Source organism: Bradyrhizobium diversitatis (assembly GCF_016031635.1).
In the GTDB taxonomy this organism is placed as follows: domain Bacteria; phylum Pseudomonadota; class Alphaproteobacteria; order Rhizobiales; family Xanthobacteraceae; genus Bradyrhizobium; species Bradyrhizobium diversitatis.
On sequence record NZ_JACEGD010000025.1, the window covers coordinates 26,251 to 42,640 of the forward strand.

Genomic DNA, 16,390 nt, shown 5'->3' on the forward strand with positions numbered 1-16,390 from the left:
CTCTGTCACTCCTGTGTCCCGGACAAGGCGCAACGCGCAAGCGTTGCGACGCAGAGCCGGGACCCAGAATCTCCGCGCGCTCGACCGGCATGGGCCCCGGCTCTGCAGCGCATCGCTGAAGAAGCGCTGCGCTGCGTCCGGGGCACGAAAGCGACAATATCCGCGCCTCAATCCTGGATCTTGGAGAAATCCGCCACCGCCCGCGTGGCGCTGCGGATCTCGTTGAGCAGCTTCAAGCGGTTCTCGCGCACCTTCGCATCGTCGTCGTTGACGCGAACCTTGTCGAAGAACGCATCGACCGGCGGACGCAGCTTTGCCATCGCGCTCATTGCGGCGGCAAAGTCTTCCCTGGCGACGGCGGCGCTGGCTTCCGCCTTGACCTCGCCGATCGCCTTGGCCAGCGCCTTTTCCTCATCGAGGCTGTAAAGCGCGGCATCGGGCGCACCGTCGAACGTGCGCTTGTCCTTCTTCTCCTCGATCGAGAGGATGTTGCTGGCGCGCTTGGTGCCGGCCAGCAGGTTCTTGCCGTCGTCGCTATCGAGGAACTTACCGAGCGCCTCGACGCGGCGGACGATCATGAGGAGATCGTCCTGGCCGCCGAGCGCGAACACGGCGTCGACGAGATCGTGCCGTGCGCCCTGCTCGCGAAGCTGGACCTTGAGACGGTCGGCGAAGAAGGCGAGCAGGTCGCTCGGAAGCTTCTGCGCATCGGTAGGCTTCACCGACAAGCCGGCGAGCGCAGACGCCGCCACCTTCATCAACGACAGACGAAGCGCATTCTCGGCAATCAGCCTGATTACGCCCAATGCCGCTCTCCGCAGAGCATAGGGGTCCTTGCTGCCCGTCGGCTTTTCGTCGATGGCCCAGAAGCCGACGAGCGTATCGATTTTATCGGCGAGCGCCACCGCGACGCTCACCGGATCGGTCGGTACGCGATCGGCCGGCCCCTGCGGCTTGTAGTGCTCTTCGCAGGCCGCGGCGACGGAAGCGTCCTCGCCCTGGGCCAGAGCGTAGTACTTGCCCATCAGGCCCTGCACCTCGGGGAATTCACCGACGACCTCCGTCAGCAAATCCGCCTTCGCAAGATGCGCGGCGCGTGTCACCTTGGCGACGTCGGCGCCGACCAGCGGCGCGATCTCCGCGGCAAGGCGCTCGATGCGCTTGATGCGTTCGGCCTGGGTGCCGAGCTTCTCGTGGAACACGATCTGATCGAACTTCGGCAGCCGGTCCTCGAGCTTGGTCTTCAGATCGGTCTCGTAGAAGAACTTCGCATCCGATAGCCGCGCGCGGATGACGCGCTCGTTGCCGGCGATGATGGTCGCACCGCCGTCGGTGGCCTCGATGTTGGCGACCAGGATGAACTTGTTGGCGAGCTTGCCCGTCTTGGGATCGCGCACCACGAAGCATTTCTGGTTGTTGCGGATGGTGGCACGGATCACCTCCGCCGGCGTCGCCAGGAACTCCGGCTCGAACGAGCCCATCAGCACGACCGGCCATTCGACGAGGCCGGCAACCTCGTCGAGCAGGTTCTGGTCCTCAACCAGCTCGAAGCCCTGCGCGAAGGCCAACTGCTTGGCGTCGGTGAGGATCGCGTCCTTGCGGCGCTCGGGGTCGAGCACGACCTTGGCGTCGAGCAATTTTGCTTCGTAGTCCTCGAAGCGGCGCACGGAAATAGCCGCGGGCGCAAGGAAGCGGTGGCCGTAAGTGGTCTGGCCGGCCTCGATGCCGTCCACCGAGAATTTCACGACATCGGGCTCTTCGGTCTCGAGCCCGAACGTCGCGGTGATCGCGTGCAGTGGGCGCACCCAGTTCAGCGAGCCGGGTTTTCCGGAACGCGCGCCCCAGCGCATCGATTTCGGCCAGGGGAAGGTGCGGATGATCACAGGCAGGATCTCCGCGAGCACGTCGATCGCATCGCGGCCGGGCTTCTCGATCAAGCCGATGTAGAAATCGCCCTTGGGGTCGCGCTGGATCTTGGCCTCGTCCAGCGACTTCAATCCTGTCGCCTTCAGGAAGCCCTGCACGGCCGCATCGGGCGCGCCGATTTTGGGGCCGCGGCGTTCGGTCTTGAGGTCGGGCTGGCGCGCAGGGATTCCGTGCACGGTGAGCGCGAGGCGGCGCGGCGTCGCGAACGCTTTCGCGCCCTCATAAACCAGGCCTTCGGCGACGAGCTTGTCGGTGACGAGGCGGCGCAGATCGTCCGCCGCCTTGCCTTGCATGCGCGCGGGGATTTCTTCCGAGAACAATTCAAGCAAAAGATCGGGCATCAGGCCGCTCCGCCCGCTTCAGTATGGATCCAGGCCTCGCCGCAGGCTTTTGCCAGTTCGCGCACCCGGAGAATGTAGCTCTGCCGCTCGGTCACGGAGATCACGCCGCGCGCATCAAGCAGGTTGAAGACGTGGCTCGCCTTGATGCACTGGTCGTAAGCCGGCAGCGCCATCAGATGCGCCTCGCGCTTGCCGTCTTTCCAGCCGGCATCGAGATATTTCCGGCACGCCGCTTCGGCCATCTTGAACTGCTCGAACAGCATCGCGGTGTCGGCGACTTCGAAATTGTGCTTCGAGTATTCCCGCTCGGCCTGCAGGAAGACGTCACCGTAGGTGACCTTGGCGTCACCCTCGCGGCCGTTGAAGTTGAGGTCGTAGACGCGGTCGACGCCCTGCACATACATCGCGAGGCGCTCGAGCCCGTAGGTGAGCTCGCCCGCGACCGGCGCGCATTCGAATCCCGCGACCTGCTGGAAGTAAGTGAACTGGCTGACCTCCATGCCGTCGCACCAGCACTCCCAGCCCAAACCCCAGGCACCGAGCGTCGGACTCTCCCAATCGTCCTCGACGAAGCGGATGTCGTGCACGGCGGAATCGATGCCGATCGCGGCAAGCGACTTCAGGTACAGATCCTGAAGATTCGGCGGCGACGGCTTCATGATCACCTGGAACTGGTAGTAGTGCTGCATCCGGTTCGGATTCTCGCCGTAACGACCGTCCTTGGGCCGGCGCGAGGGCTGCACATAGGCGGCGTTCCAGGGCTTTGGCCCGAGCGCGCGCAGGGTGGTCGCCGGATGGAAGGTGCCCGCGCCCATCTCCATGTCGTAGGGCTGCAGGATCACGCAGCCCTGCTCGGCCCAGAACCGCTGGAGCGCGAGGATGAAGCCCTGGAACGAGCGTTCCGGGCGCATATGGGCGGGCAATGAGGCGTCCATCGTCAGATCGGGCTCTCGCGGGGGGTTTTGAATCGCGCGGGACCGTATCGACGGCGGGGGTGGGAATCAAGGCGAAGGGGGCCGGAAATGGCCCTGTACTCCGTCATGGCCGGGCTTGTCCCGGCCATCCACGACCTTGGTCGCGGCACGAAGAACGTGGATGCCCGGGACAAGCCCGGGCATGACGTTTGTGGCGACTAACCCGGACGATAAGCTCCGGTCACGGGGTCACGCTTCAGCGTCTGGATATCCCCCATGCGGGCGGCTTCAGTGACGCGCGACAGGCGCATCTCCTCCAGCTCCTGGTTGATCCGGACAGCGGTCTTGTAGGCCCAGCGGACCACGGCAAGCCCGCCCAGGACGCCCGCGAAAGCGACGAACGGCGGCATCGGTCGATCCTCGTCTAGTGCTCAGCCCCCACCTGCATTGTTGCGCAGATGGGCCAGCGCCGCAATTGGCGCGGCCCGGGCCAAATGGCGCTGCCTAGAACCCGAATTTCGCCCAGATCGCCCGTGTCTCGACCGCCGAGATCAGCTCGTCCGGCAAGCCGGCCATTGATTCCAGGGCTGAAAGCTGCCCCGCGCCGGGCGATTTCCGCCCCAAAAGGCCGGAGAGCAGCCCGGTCGGCTGCGCGATCACGGGGGTGAGAACCTTCTCGCCATAGCGGGCACGAAGAGTTGAGCGGAGATCGCCGATGCCGTCGGCGAGCCCCAGCGCGATGGCACTGTCGCCAGCCCAGTATTCGCCCGTGAACAGGGTCTCGTCCGCTCCCTTCAACCGTGCGCCGCGGCTGTCCTTGACCAGCGAGATGAAGATCCGGTGGATCTCGCGCTGGATCGCCTTCAGCTTGGCGACGTCGTCGGGGTTTTCGGGAAGGAACGGGTCGAGCATCGCCTTGTGTTCGCCGGCCGTATAGAGGCGCCGCTCGATGCCGAGCCGCCTGATCGCCTCCTGAAAGCCAAAACTGCCGCCGACCACGCCGATCGAGCCGAGGATCGAGGACGGATCGCAGATGATCTCGTCGCCGGCGCAGGCGATCATGTAGCCACCGGACGCTGCGACGTCCTCGACGAACACGAGCACCGGCAGCTTCTTCTCCGCCGCAAGTTGCTTGATGCGCACGTAGATCTGACGCGACTGCACCGGCGAGCCGCCGGGAGAATTGATCACCAGCGCCACGGCCTTGGCGTGCCGATACGAAAACGCGCGCTCGAGCACCCGCGCGATGCCGGCAAGCGTCAACCCCGGGCGCAGCGGCGTCACCGCACCGATCACTCCTGACAGCCGCACCACCGGCACGACCGGGGTACCCGGCCGAAATCGCGCCGGCAGATATTGCATGAGCTTGTCGGCCAGGCCGGAACTCTCACGATCGTTCAATTGTTCGGCCATGCCGTTACCTCTGATTAACCATTTCTTATCACGCGACTGTCATTGGAAGTGCCCGGAACGTGCTTTGCAGTTTTCCCGTTGGGAGGCTGCAATGAGGCAGCGGAGAACACCATGAAAATCTATCTTCTGATGCTGCTGATCGGCGCGCTGTTCATGGCGATCCGCCTCACGTCACCGCAAGAGCAGCAGTCGGAATCGCTTCCCCGGTAAGCCCTCACGGTTCCAGCAGCGGCAACGCCGCTCTCCCTTCCAGAATCTCCGTCACCTCGCTTTTGGACAAGCGTGACTCGTCGTTGAGCATGAGGCCCGGCAGCAATCGCGTCGGGGCCCGGCCGCCTTTCACCGCGCGCACCAGCACGCGGATCGCGGGCCGCCCGGCCTCGCCGTGAACCGGCAGGATCGAGAGACTGCCGAAACCGCGTGACAGCGCTGCCAGGACATCCGCAATTCCATCTGCACGCCAGATCAGGGTCAGCACGCCATTGGATCGGAGGATACGGCGCGCTGCATGCACCCAGGCATGCAGGGTCACTTCCGTCGCCACATGCGCGCTGTGACGCGCCCGGTCCGGCGAGGCGCGATGCCGGGCCGGATCGTTGAAGGGCGGATTCATCAACACCACGTCGGCGCTGTCGGGCGACAGCCCGTTTGACGTAAACGCCTGCGCCTCGCCCGTGACGTCAAGCACGATCGTCTCGGCGGCAATCGCATTCGCCGCCGCGTTGCCACGCGCGAGCTCGGCCAGCTCCGGATCGATCTCGACCAGGCTGAGCCTGATGCCCGCGACGCGGCGGGCCAGCGCCAGACCGGCCGTACCGACACCTGCGCCGAAATCGACTACGCGGTCCCCCGCCAGGGCGTCGGTCGCCGCCGCAAGCAGGATGGCGTCATGCCCGGCGCGATGGCCGGATCGCTTCTGCTTCAACCGCAATTGCCCGCCGAGAAAGGCGTCCTCGGTAATATCTGCGGCCTCAATCATCGCCGCGCAGTTCGTGGCTGAGGCCGGCTTCGGTGAGGAGAGCCCTGGCTTCCTGGACATCGTCCTCATGGACCAGGATCCGCCGCGGCAATATGCCGAGCGAGCCCTCGATGATGCTCATGTTCTGGTCCAGCACCAGATGATGGATGTTGGCACCGTCGAGCAGCGCGCCGATCGCCGACACCAGCACCATGTCATTGGTCCGAACCAGTTCGCGCAAAACGCAGATCTCCTGCCTGAAAGGGGGGCATGCGGCAAATGTCAATGGTTCCGAGGTCTTGCCGCGTCCGTCGCCAGTTTCTATTGTCTTTCCATCAGAATAGCCCTTCCGGGGCAAATATTGGAGACCGGCGTGGCCGTCATCGTACCTTTCGAAACTCCCGGCGCGTCGATCGAAGAGCTGGTTGCCCTTGTCGCCCCTGACATGGAGCGCGTCAACGCCACGATTCTGTCGCGGACCGGCTCCGAGGTGACCATGATCCCCGAGGTCGCCAATCACCTGATCTCCTCCGGGGGCAAACGCCTGCGCCCGATGCTGACGCTCGCCATGGCCAACCTGGCCGGCTATGCCGGCGACGGCCATATCAAGTTAGCTGCCTCCGTCGAGTTCATGCATACCGCCACCCTGCTCCACGACGACGTCGTCGACGAGAGCGAGATGCGCCGCGGCAAGCTGTCGGCGCGCATGCTCTGGGGCAACGAAGCGAGCGTACTGGTCGGCGACTTCCTGCTCGGCCAGGCCTTCCGCATGATGGTCGAGGTCGGATCGCTCCGCGCGCTCGACATCCTCTCCGCGGCCGCCGCGACCATCGCAGAGGGCGAGGTGATGCAGCTGGCCGCCGCCAAGAACACCGCGACCACCGAGGACGAATATCTTGCCGTGATCCGCGGCAAGACCGCCGAATTGTTCGCCGCCGCCTGCGAGGTCGGTCCCGTCATCGCCAACCGGCCGAAGGCGGAGCAGACCGCCTGCCGCTCGGTCGGCATGAATCTCGGCATCGCCTTCCAGCTCGTCGACGACGTGCTCGACTATGGCGGCAAGAGCGCCAAGCTCGGCAAGAACACCGGCGACGATTTCCGCGAGGGCAAGATCACCCTGCCGGTCGTGCTGGCCTTCCGCCGCGGCAACGACACCGAGCGCGCCTTCTGGATTCGCGCGCTGGAGCGCGGCGAGATCGGCGACGGCGATCTCGACCACGCCATCGGCCTGATGAACAAGCACCGCGCGCTAGAGGATACGCTGAGCCGCGCCCAGCACTACGGCGCCATGGCCGTCGACGCACTGGCACTGTTCCCGCCCTCGCCGATGAAGAGCGCGCTGGAGCAGGTCGTGGCGTTCTGTTTGGCAAGGTCGCACTGAGCCACTGACGCTCTTTCCGCATCCACTAGCAACTCCGTCGTCCTGAGGCGCGAGGCATAGGGCGCAACGCGTCCCATGGGGACCTCGAAGGACGCATGGCCCGGATGCAGCGGGACCATCGCCCTTCGAGACTGGACCAGCGCCACTATAGCTTCTCTCTTTTCGCCCCTCAGAGGGACGGTGACGACTGGATGCACGCTGCATCACCATCGTCATTGCGAGCGCAGCGAAGCAATCCAGACTGTCTCCGCGGACGGAATCTGGATTGCTTCGCTGCGCTCGCAATGACGGAGCATGGCGCACCGCCATCGTTCGCAAAGTCGAGTTCGATCTGTGCGATAGCGTCGTGGTCTCGCGGCCGTCTTCATCCCTATACATCGCGGCACCAGTTACTTGCATTTTGAAAGCTACTACCCTAATCTCCTGCATATGCAGCCTCGATCTCCCTCCATCCAGGAATGCCCCGTCGGCCGCGCCGTGGAGACGGTCGGCGAATGGTGGAGCATCCTGATCCTGCGCGATGCGTTTCAGGGCGCGACGAAGTTCGACGAGTTCTCGCAAAGCCTCGGAATCGCGCCGAACATCCTGTCGCGGCGTCTCGCCCATCTCACTGCGAGCGGAATGTTCGCCCGGCGCCGCTACAACGAGCGTCCGCCGCGCTACGAATACGTGCTGACGGACAAGGCGCGGGATTTCTTCCCCGTGATCGCTACGCTGCTCGCCTGGGGCAACAAGCATCTCGCGCCGAGGGGCGAATCCATCCTGCTGGCGAACCGGAGCGACGTTCGCCCGCTCAAGCCGCTCGTGGTCGATGCCGCCGACATGCGTCCGATCACGCTCGCCAATGCGGTCGTCATCGCGGGGCCCCGCGCCAGCCGCGGAATGCGCGCGCGGCTCGCTTCGCTCAAGGCCATGAACGCGGCCGTTGCGCCGGCTGGAGACTGACATGCGTCGTATCGTCGTGACTGGCATGGGCGCGGTGTCGCCGCTCGGCTGCGGCGTCGAACTGACATGGCGGCGGCTGCTCGCCGGCCAAAGCGGGCTGCGCCCTCTGCCCGATTGGGCGCAGGCACTGCCGGCGCGCATCGCCGGTCTCGTGCCCGACAACGCCGATGACGCCGATGGCGGCTTCGATCCCGCGCAGGCCGCCGCGCCAAAAGACCAGCGCAAGATGGACCGCTTCATCCTGTTCGCGCTGCTCGCCGCCGCAGAAGCGGTCGCACAGGCCAAATGGATGCCGCAGGACGCAAGCGCGCTGGAGCGCACCGCGACGATCATCGCCTCCGGCATCGGCGGCTTTCCGGCGATGGCGGAGGCGGTGCGCATCACCGAGAAGCGCGGTGCGCGCCGGCTCTCGCCGTTCACGGTCCCTTCGTTCCTCGCCAATCTCGCGGCCGGCCAGGTCTCGATCAAATACGGCTACAAGGGTGCACTGGGCACGCCGGTCACCGCCTGTGCCGCCGGCGTGCAGGCGATCGGCGACGCCGCGCGCATGATCCGCGCCGGCGAGGCCGATGTCGCGATCTGCGGCGGCGCGGAGGCCTGCATCGACATCGTCAGCCTCGGCGGCTTTGCGGCGGCCCGCGCGCTGTCGAGCGGCTTCAACGACGACCCCGCGCGCGCCTCGCGCCCATTCGATCGCGACCGCGACGGCTTCGTGATGGGCGAAGGCGCCGGCATCCTGGTGATCGAGGCGCTGGAACATGCACAGGCGCGCGGCGCGACGCCGATCGCGGAGATCGCCGGCTACGGCACGACCGCGGACGCCTATCACATGACCTCGGGTCCGCCCGATGGCGACGGCGCCCGCCGCGCCATGGAGATCGCGCTTCGGCAGGCGAAGCTCGAGCCTGCGGATCTGCAGCACCTGAACGCGCATGCGACATCGACGCCGGCCGGCGACGAGAGCGAGCTCGGCGCGATCGCCGCGCTGTTCGGCCGTAACCGCGGCATTGCCGTGAGCGCGACCAAATCGGCCACCGGGCACCTGCTCGGCGCCGCCGGCGGGCTGGAGGCGATCTTCACCGTGCTGGCTTTGCGCGACCAGACCGCGCCGCCGACGCTCAATCTCGAAAATCCGGATCCCGGCGCCGAAGGCATCGACATCGTTGCCGGCGCAGCGAGAGCGATGCCGATGCAGAGCGCCATCTCGAACGGGTTCGGGTTCGGCGGAGTCAATGCCAGCGTGATCTTCCGCCGGATGGGCTAAGCAAGAGGCCTTGCAATCGCCGGTCGCTCCGCTACGAAAACAGGATGACCGAAACGAATTTCTGGCTGTTCCTGGCCGCAGCTTGCCTCATTGCCGCCGTTCCGGGCCCCGGCATTTTTTACGTCGCGGCACGAACCCTGTCGGAGGGACGCGCGAGCGGCCTGGCGTCGACCTCAGGCACGGCGCTGGGCGGGCTGGTTCATGTCGTCGCGGGCGGCCTCGGCATCTCCGCGATCATCCTGGCCACCGCGGAACTGTTCGCCGTCGTTAAATTCGTCGGCGCGCTCTATCTGGTGTGGCTCGGGATCAAGACGTTTCGCAGCGCCGGCCGCGCGCTGTCGCTCGAGAGCGCGGCCGTCGGCGACAGGCGCGCCTTCCGCGACGGCGTGCTGGTCGAAGCCCTGAACCCGAAGACGGCGGCGTTCTTCCTTGCCTTCATTCCGCAATTCCTCGATCCCTCGGGATCGAACCCGACGCTGCAATTCATTGTGCTGGGTGCGATCTCGGTCGCGCTCAACACGCTCGCCGATGTCGTGGTGGTGCTGATGGCCTCCGCAACACGCTCGCAGCTGATCGGACGGCCGCAGCTGATGCGACGTCTCACGCAAGGCTCCGGCGTCTTCATCGCCAGCCTCGGCCTCTCGCTCGCGCTGGCGCGGCGGCCGGCGAATGGATAGCGCCACGATGCTCGCCCCGCAAAGCCGCTTCCATGAATCGCACGGCCTGCGGCTGCATTACGCCGACTGGGGCAATGAGAGCGCGCCACCTCTCATCCTGGTCCATGGCGGCCGCGATCATTGCCGGAGCTGGGATCACATTGCCCGATCGTTGCAACCGCATTTTCACGTGCTCGCGCCCGACCTGCGCGGCCACGGCGATTCCGACTGGACCCGAGGCGGCAGCTACGCGCTGACGGAATATGTCTACGATCTCTCCCGGCTGGTCCGCAATATCGCAGCGCCTCAGGTCACTCTCATCGGCCATTCGATGGGCGGCATGGTCAGCCTGATCTTTTCGGGCTCATTCCCCGAACAGGTCTCGAAGCTCGTGGTCCTCGACGGCGTGACCATGTTGCCGGATACGCCAAAGCCGCCGGCGCATGAGCGCATCGGCAAATGGGTCGGCCAGCTCGACAAGCTGCACGACCGCACGCCGCGCCGCTATGCCACCCTCGAGGACGCCGCCGCGCAGATGATGCTTCACAACAAACGCCTGTCCCGCGATCTCGCCCTGCATCTCGCCACGCATGGTGCGCGGCAGAACGAGGATGGCACCTACAGCTGGAAGTTTGATCCCTATCAGCGCGCCACTGCGCCGCACCGGCTCTGGCCCGACGATCACATCGAGCTGTGGTCGCGCATCACCTGTCCGACGCTGCTGCTCAATGCCGGTGAAAGCTTTCTCGCCGGCGCCAGGGCGGCGGGCCTGGAGCGGTACTTCCCGCAGGCGCGCATCGGGACCATCGCGGGCGCGGGACACTGGCTGCAGCACGACGAGCCGCAGCAGGTGTTGGGTGAGATCCGAAGGTTTATCGGACTCGACGGGGACGGCGCGGGTTAGACTAGCTCAAGGTCCCCGCATGCACCCACCAGCCGTGGTGGTCGCGCCGCATCTTCTCGGCGGCGGCATGGGCTTCGGCCGGCGCGCCGTAGATCGCAAAGCATGTCGCGCCGGAGCCGGACATGCGGGCGAGCTTGACGCTGGCGGAGGTGCGCAAGGCTTCCAGCACCTCGCCGATGACGGGCTCGATGCGCAGCGCAGGCGCTTCAAGGTCGTTGGCGACGGTTTCCAGAACCTCGACCCAATCCGAAATAGAGGCACCCTCGCCGGGCCAGGCCGGCGCGCGGATGACGTCGGTGACGCCGACCAGAAGCTCGCCGTTGCGCAACCCCAGTGCCTGGAACACGTCCTTGGTCGCGACCGGCACGCGCGGATTGACCATGACGCAGGGCATGCTCGGTAGCGCAAGCGGCAACAGCTGCTCGCCGACGCCGGTCATGTCGCAGGCGCGCGAGATGAGGCACACCGGCACGTCGGCGCCGGTCGCGAGTGCGACCTTCTGAACGCGGGGATCGTCGAGTGACAAATCGTTGAGACGCGCCAGGAGCCGCAGCGCCGCCGCGGCATCGGCCGAACCGCCGCCGATGCCCGCCGCGACGGGAAGCACCTTGTCGAGCGCGAACGCGCCCAGCTTCAGGCCGGGCACCGCCTCGGCCAGAAGCCTGGCGGCCTTGAGCACGAGATTGTCGGACGTCTCGCCGCAGGCTTCCGCCAGCGGCCCGGTGGTGGTGAGCTTCAGCTCGCCGCCCGGCTCCAGCGTCAGCCGGTCGGCGCAATCGGCGAATGCCACCACGCTTTCGAGATCATGATAGCCGTCGGCACGACGGCCGACGACGCGAAGGCTCAAATTGACCTTCGCCCGCCCCTCTTCAATCAACGCCGACATCGGCGACACGCCCCCAAGCAAACCTCAGCCGCCCCTGCCGTCGTCCTTCTTCTTCTCGGCCTGCGCCGCAGAAGAGTTCGAATTGTCGTCGGCGAGACCGTTGGCGATCTTGGCCTCGATCTTCGGAAGTTCTTCCGGCTCGGGCTTGAGATCGCGCGCATGCGACCACTGGAATTTTGCCTCCAGCGTGCGGCCGACGCGCCAATAGGCGTCGCCGAGATGGTCGTTGATGGTGGGATCCTCGGGCTTGAGATCGATCGCGCGCTCGAGGTTCTTCACCGCCTCTTCGTAGTTGCCGATGCGGTAGTAGGCCCAGCCGAGGGAATCGACGATGTAGCCGTCGTCGGGACGCTGCTCGACGGCACGTTTGATCATCTTCATGCCTTCGTCGAGATTCACGCCCTGGTCGATCCAGGAATAGCCGAGATAGTTGAGGACGTGCGGCTGGTCGGGCTGGAGCTCCAGCGCCTTCTTCATGTCGGCCTCGGCCTTGGCCCACTGCTTGGAGCGCTCCTCGCAGATGCCACGATAATAGTACCAGACGCTGTTGGCCTTGTCGTTGCCGGGCTGCAGCACGTCGATCCCTTGCGAATAGGTCGCGCCGCAATCGCCGAACCGCTTGCGACCGCGCTCGATATTGCCGAGCGCCATGATGGCTTCGAGGTCCTTGGGGTCCTCCGTCGTGACGCCCTTGAGGATCTTGATCGCCTCGTCGGTGCGGTCGGCGGTGTCGAGATCAATGGCGAGCTGTATCTGCGCATTGCGCTTGAGCGGCGAGGTCGCGGGCACGCGCTCATAGACCTTGATCGCCATCTTCGGCCGCTTCACCGATTCATAGAGATCGGCGAGCGACAGCAGCGCCAGCGGATGGGTCGGCTGGAGGTAGAGCGCGAGCTGGAGATAGACCAGCGCCAGGTCCTCGCCGCCGCGGCGGGTCAGCGTGGCGCCGATGCCGTAGAGCGCTTCGGCGGCGCCGGCCTGCGCGGAATCGACGAGTGGCGGCATCTTCTTGCCGGCCTTGGTCTCGCGCAGGCCTTCCTGGATCAGCGGATGACGGGCGAGCTTCTTGTCGAAGGCCTGGTAGACGGTGGTCGCGGCGGCGGAATCCTTGTTGCGCGAGAGCCAGCGCGCATAGGCCTCGGTCACGCGCAGCATGGAATCGTCGAGCTTGTAGGCGCGCTCGAAGCGGGTGCCGGCGTCCTTCTCCTTGCCGGAGAGTTCCAGGATCATGCCGGCGTGAAGATCCTTGAACAGCGGATACCATTCCGGACCGGCCAGCTTGTCGATGGTGGCGACACCGCCCTTGGCATCGCCGGCACCATAGGCGGCCCAGCCCGACAGCAGCGTGGCGACGAGATCGGTGATCGGGCCGCGGACCGACTGGTTGATGTTGGCCTGCGCGGCCGCGTATTTCTTCAGCTTGAGATCATGCACGCCGACGACGAGACGCGCGACGCGGTTGGTCTTGTCGATGGTGAGAATGCGTTCGGCGAGCTTGACCGCCTCCTCGAGGTCGCCGTCGGCGACCGACGAGATGAAGGCACGGTCGAGCAGTTCGTTGTTCTTGGGATCGGTCCGGAGCGCCGAACGGTAGAATGCGGCGGCGGATGCCGCGTCACGCTCGACGCTGGCATGGCGGGCGGCGAGATAGCTGCCGGCACCGGTGAGCGATTTCAGATCGTTTCGGGTCGGAAACTGCGCCGCCGTGTTCTCCGGGTGATCCGGCGTCTGCGCCAGGACCGCACCGGGGACCGCCGCGATCGCGGTGCCCGTGAGAGCGATGGCGGCAGCAGTCCAGCGGATGAAACGATTTGAAAACATCAGGGCTCGCCTTGAGTTGGTAGTGCCTGGGTTTGCAACAGGGGGCCGTGTCGCATGCGAACGCGGCCGGTGGCATAGGGACCCGGAACCGTCCGGCCGACAATGCCGCTTTTGGCGCTTCGCCGCAAGGATTCGGGCCGGCCGTTCTCCCCGCCGCATGCCCCAAATCGGCCAGGCGAATCCGCCAAGAGTGCCCCAAGACGCCGCTACTATGGCCTTATCGTGGCCGCGGCGCGTGGCCGCAGCCGGGTCCTCACGCGAACGTGCGCCAGATCACCCGACCTGCCCTTACATCGCCTCGTAGTTCGGGCCGCCGCCGCCCTCGGGCGGAACCCAGGTGATGTTGCCATTGGGATCCTTCACGTCGCAGGTTTTGCAATGGACGCAGTTCTGCGCGTTGATCTGGAAGCGCGGGCCTGAGCCCTCCTCGATCCATTCATAGACGCCGGCCGGACAATAGCGGTTCGAAGGACCGGCAAAGACGTCATGTTCGGAGGTCTTCTGGAGGTTCATGTCCGTCACCTTCAGATGGACCGGCTGATCCTCCTCATGATTGGTGTTGGACAGGAACACCGAGGACAGCTTGTCGAACGAGATCTTCCCGTCCGGCTTCGGGTAGGCCTTGGGCGCATGGCTCTTGGCAGGATCGAGCGTGGCGCGGTCGGGCTTGGCGTGCGACTGGGTGCCGAACAGCGAGGCGCCGAACAGCGTGTTGCACCACATGTCGAAGCCGCCCAGCGCAACGCCCAGCACCGTGCCGAACTTCGACCACAGCGGCTTGACGTTGCGGACCAGGAACAAATCCTTGCCGACGGACGACGTGCGCCAGGCATTCTCGTATTCGACGAGTTCGTCATTAACGCGATCGGCGGCAATCGCGGCTGCGACGTGCTCGGCGGCGAGCATGCCGGTGCCCATCGCATTGTGCACGCCCTTGATGCGCGGCACGTTGACGAAGCCAGCCGCGCAGCCGATCAGCGCGCCGCCGGGGAAGCTGAGCTTCGGCACCGACTGGTAACCGCCCTCGGTGATCGCGCGCGCTCCGTAGGCGAGCCGTTTGGCGCCTTCGAAGGTGCCGCGGATCGAGGGATGGGTCTTGAAGCGCTGGAATTCGTCGAAGGGCGACAGGTAGGGATCATCGTAGTTGAGATGGACGACGAAGCCGACGGCAACGAGATTGTCGTCATAATGATAGAGGAACGAGCCGCCGCCGGTCTTCATGTCGAGCGGCCAGCCGAACGAATGCTGGATCAGGCCCTTCTGGTGCTTGGCGGGATCGATCTGCCAGACTTCCTTGAGGCCGATGCCGAATTTCGGCGGCTCGCTCTTGGCATCCAGCGCGAATTTGTTGATGAGGTGTTTGGTCAGGCTGCCGCGGGCGCCTTCGGCGAACAACGTGTACTTACCGAGCAATTCCATGCCGCGGGTGAAAGAGTCCTTCGGCTTGCCGTCGCGGCCGATGCCCATGTCTCCGGTGGCGATGCCCTTGACCTTGCCGTCCTCGTCATAGAGCACTTCGGTCGCCGCGAAGCCCGGATAGATCTCGACGCCGAGCGCCTCGGCCTTGCGCGCCAGCCAGCGGCAGACATTGCCGAGCGAGCCGATGTAGCAGTGATGATTGTCCATCAGCGGCGGCATCAGAAAATTCGGCAGCTTGATCGCGCCGCCGGCCGTCATCCAGTAGAAGCGGTCGTCCTTGACCTGCGTCTTCAGCGGGCAGTCGGCATCCTCGCGCCAGTCCGGGACCAGCTTGTCGAGCCCGGCCGGATCGATCACCGCACCGGAGAGAATATGCGCGCCGACCTCGGAGCCCTTCTCCACCACGACCACGTTGAGATCGGCGTTGAGCTGCTTCAGCCGGATCGCGGCGGACAGACCGGAGGGGCCGGCGCCGACGATGACGACGTCGAATTCCATGGATTCGCGCGGGGGAAGTTCTTCGGTGCTCATCTGATCTCAGCCCTTGAGACGGTCCTCGGTCGTTTGCGCCCTCTTGTTTCCGATTTTTCCGGGTAGGACAACCATGGAAATGCGTTTCGTCGGGGTGCAAGGCCGTCCAAGGTGATATAAAAGTCAGACTTTCCCATGATCCCCGAACCCGCACCCACCGTCCGAGAGCTGCTCGCCTTCTATCTGGAGGCCGGTGTTGACTGCGCGCTTGCGGAGGAACCGATCGACCGCCTGGCGGAAATCGATGCTCCGCCGCCCAGCCCGCGCACGGCGCCGGTCGAGGCACCGCGGCCGGTCGCCGCGCCCGCGGTCATGCGCGGCGAAGCCGCGCCTGCACCGGACGTCGCCATCGCCTCGGCACGCGAGGCCGCGCGCACAGCGCCGACGCTGGAGGCGCTGCGCGAGCTGATGCAGGGCTTCGAAGGCTGCGCGCTGAAGCACACCGCAACGCGGCTGGTGTTCGCCGACGGCAATCCGCAGGCGCGCATCATGTTCGTCGGCGAAGCGCCGGGCCGCGACGAGGACATTGAGGGGCTGCCTTTCGTCGGACGCAGCGGCAAGCTGCTCGACCTCATGATCGGCGCGATCGGGCTCAACCGCAGCACCGCCTACATCGCGAACGTCATTCCCTGGCGACCGCCCGGCAACCGCACGCCGACGCCGCAGGAGACGCAGATCTGCCTGCCCTTCATCCAGCGCCATATCGAACTCGTGAACCCGGACGTGCTGGTGACGCTCGGCAATCCCTCGACGCAGACTCTGCTCGGAACGCGTGAAGGCATCATGCGCACCCGCGGCCGCTGGTTCGATTACGACACCGGCGGGCGCACCATCCGCGCGCTGCCGACATTCCACCCGGCCTATCTCCTGCGCTCGCCATCCTACAAGCGATTGGCCTGGCAGGACCTGCGGTCGATCGCGAAGGTGCTGGCGCAAGGCGCGACGTAACCACATGCGCGGCGTCATTCCGGGGCGCGGCAAAGCCGCGAGCCCGGAATCCATTCATCCACCAACTCTGCCGCTCGATGGAT

General features: G+C 65.7%; 15 protein-coding genes. 6 read left to right on the top strand and 9 right to left on the bottom strand.

The window, feature by feature from the left end; all coding sequences use genetic code 11:
- Positions 1-167 precede the first annotated feature (167 nt).
- The 6 genes from glyS to H1B27_RS25815 all read right to left on the bottom strand — a co-directional run bounded on the left by glyS (position 168) and on the right by H1B27_RS25815 (position 5,793).
- The gene (gene glyS, locus H1B27_RS25790) at positions 168-2,267 is read right to left on the bottom strand and encodes a glycine--tRNA ligase subunit beta (protein WP_197967976.1); all 2,100 of its coding nucleotides are present in this window, start codon (positions 2,265-2,267) and stop codon (positions 168-170) included.
- Positions 2,267-3,202: a glycine--tRNA ligase subunit alpha gene (locus H1B27_RS25795; protein WP_197967977.1), complete on the bottom strand. Its 936-nt coding sequence runs from the start codon at positions 3,200-3,202 to the stop codon at positions 2,267-2,269. Before H1B27_RS25795 ends, glyS begins: the two co-directional genes overlap by 1 nt.
- Before the next feature lie 197 nt (positions 3,203-3,399).
- Positions 3,400-3,591, bottom strand: coding sequence for a hypothetical protein (locus H1B27_RS25800; protein ID WP_061878481.1), 192 nt, complete (start codon positions 3,589-3,591; stop codon positions 3,400-3,402).
- Between the two features lie 94 nt (positions 3,592-3,685).
- A complete protein-coding gene (locus H1B27_RS25805; RefSeq protein ID WP_197967978.1) occupies positions 3,686-4,594 on the bottom strand; it encodes a S49 family peptidase in 909 nt (302 codons plus the stop codon).
- A gap of 214 nt (positions 4,595-4,808) precedes the next feature.
- Positions 4,809-5,573: a tRNA1(Val) (adenine(37)-N6)-methyltransferase gene (locus H1B27_RS25810; RefSeq protein ID WP_061878483.1), complete on the bottom strand. Its 765-nt coding sequence runs from the start codon at positions 5,571-5,573 to the stop codon at positions 4,809-4,811.
- Complete coding sequence (locus H1B27_RS25815; RefSeq protein WP_028178667.1) at positions 5,566-5,793, bottom strand: putative signal transducing protein; 228 nt, start codon at positions 5,791-5,793, stop codon at positions 5,566-5,568. The genes H1B27_RS25810 and H1B27_RS25815 overlap by 8 nt, the downstream gene beginning before the upstream one ends.
- Positions 5,794-5,925: 132 nt before the next feature.
- On the opposite strand from H1B27_RS25815, the gene H1B27_RS25820 reads away from it, so the two are divergent.
- The 5 genes from H1B27_RS25820 (at position 5,926) to H1B27_RS25840 (ending at position 10,702) form a co-directional block, all read left to right on the top strand.
- Complete coding sequence (locus H1B27_RS25820; protein WP_028178666.1) at positions 5,926-6,933, top strand: polyprenyl synthetase family protein; 1,008 nt, start codon at positions 5,926-5,928, stop codon at positions 6,931-6,933.
- A 429-nt stretch (positions 6,934-7,362) separates the two neighbouring features.
- Positions 7,363-7,878 carry a winged helix-turn-helix transcriptional regulator gene (locus tag H1B27_RS25825; RefSeq protein ID WP_061878484.1) on the top strand — a complete coding sequence of 172 codons (516 nt, stop codon included), beginning with the start codon at positions 7,363-7,365 and terminating at the stop codon, positions 7,876-7,878.
- A gap of 1 nt (position 7,879) precedes the next feature.
- The gene (gene fabF, locus H1B27_RS25830) at positions 7,880-9,142 is read left to right on the top strand and encodes a beta-ketoacyl-ACP synthase II (RefSeq protein WP_197967979.1); all 1,263 of its coding nucleotides are present in this window, start codon (positions 7,880-7,882) and stop codon (positions 9,140-9,142) included.
- A gap of 44 nt (positions 9,143-9,186) precedes the next feature.
- Positions 9,187-9,819: a LysE family translocator gene (locus H1B27_RS25835; protein WP_197967980.1), complete on the top strand. Its 633-nt coding sequence runs from the start codon at positions 9,187-9,189 to the stop codon at positions 9,817-9,819.
- Positions 9,820-9,826: 7 nt separating this feature from the next.
- On the top strand, positions 9,827-10,702 hold the full coding sequence (locus H1B27_RS25840) for an alpha/beta fold hydrolase (protein ID WP_197968014.1): 876 nt from the start codon (positions 9,827-9,829) through the stop codon (positions 10,700-10,702).
- A gap of 1 nt (position 10,703) precedes the next feature.
- Here the strand turns inward: H1B27_RS25840 and H1B27_RS25845 are convergent, their stop codons facing one another.
- From H1B27_RS25845 to H1B27_RS25855, 3 genes are all read right to left on the bottom strand, one after another.
- Positions 10,704-11,588, bottom strand: coding sequence for a 4-(cytidine 5'-diphospho)-2-C-methyl-D-erythritol kinase (locus tag H1B27_RS25845; RefSeq protein WP_197967981.1), 885 nt, complete (start codon positions 11,586-11,588; stop codon positions 10,704-10,706).
- A gap of 24 nt (positions 11,589-11,612) precedes the next feature.
- Positions 11,613-13,409, bottom strand: a complete 1,797-nt coding sequence (locus H1B27_RS25850; RefSeq protein WP_082821979.1) for a tetratricopeptide repeat protein — start codon at positions 13,407-13,409, stop codon at positions 11,613-11,615.
- Between the two features lie 288 nt (positions 13,410-13,697).
- Positions 13,698-15,359, bottom strand: coding sequence for an electron transfer flavoprotein-ubiquinone oxidoreductase (locus H1B27_RS25855; protein WP_061878488.1), 1,662 nt, complete (start codon positions 15,357-15,359; stop codon positions 13,698-13,700).
- A 135-nt stretch (positions 15,360-15,494) separates the two neighbouring features.
- Here H1B27_RS25855 and H1B27_RS25860 point away from each other — a divergent pair, with 135 nt between their 5' ends.
- Entirely contained in the window at positions 15,495-16,307 is an 813-nt protein-coding gene (locus tag H1B27_RS25860) for a uracil-DNA glycosylase (protein WP_197967982.1), read from the top strand.
- Positions 16,308-16,390 lie beyond the last annotated feature (83 nt).

Excerpts from the sequence above, each read along its gene's own strand:
- H1B27_RS25805 (WP_197967978.1), bottom strand. The coding sequence starts at position 4,594 with ATGGCCGAACAATTGAACGATCGTGAGAGTTCCGGCCTGGCCGACAAG.
- H1B27_RS25800 (WP_061878481.1), bottom strand. The coding sequence starts at position 3,591 with ATGCCGCCGTTCGTCGCTTTCGCGGGCGTCCTGGGCGGGCTTGCCGTG.
- H1B27_RS25835 (WP_197967980.1), top strand. The coding sequence starts at position 9,187 with ATGACCGAAACGAATTTCTGGCTGTTCCTGGCCGCAGCTTGCCTCATT.
- glyS (WP_197967976.1), bottom strand. The coding sequence starts at position 2,267 with ATGCCCGATCTTTTGCTTGAATTGTTCTCGGAAGAAATCCCCGCGCGC.
- fabF (WP_197967979.1), top strand. The coding sequence starts at position 7,880 with ATGCGTCGTATCGTCGTGACTGGCATGGGCGCGGTGTCGCCGCTCGGC.
- H1B27_RS25845 (WP_197967981.1), bottom strand. The coding sequence starts at position 11,588 with ATGTCGGCGTTGATTGAAGAGGGGCGGGCGAAGGTCAATTTGAGCCTT.
- H1B27_RS25795 (WP_197967977.1), bottom strand. The coding sequence starts at position 3,202 with ATGGACGCCTCATTGCCCGCCCATATGCGCCCGGAACGCTCGTTCCAG.
- H1B27_RS25860 (WP_197967982.1), top strand. The coding sequence starts at position 15,495 with ATGATCCCCGAACCCGCACCCACCGTCCGAGAGCTGCTCGCCTTCTAT.
- H1B27_RS25840 (WP_197968014.1), top strand. The coding sequence starts at position 9,827 with ATGCTCGCCCCGCAAAGCCGCTTCCATGAATCGCACGGCCTGCGGCTG.
- H1B27_RS25855 (WP_061878488.1), bottom strand. The coding sequence starts at position 15,359 with ATGAGCACCGAAGAACTTCCCCCGCGCGAATCCATGGAATTCGACGTC.
- H1B27_RS25810 (WP_061878483.1), bottom strand. The coding sequence starts at position 5,573 with ATGATTGAGGCCGCAGATATTACCGAGGACGCCTTTCTCGGCGGGCAA.
- H1B27_RS25850 (WP_082821979.1), bottom strand. The coding sequence starts at position 13,409 with ATGTTTTCAAATCGTTTCATCCGCTGGACTGCTGCCGCCATCGCTCTC.
- H1B27_RS25825 (WP_061878484.1), top strand. The coding sequence starts at position 7,363 with ATGCAGCCTCGATCTCCCTCCATCCAGGAATGCCCCGTCGGCCGCGCC.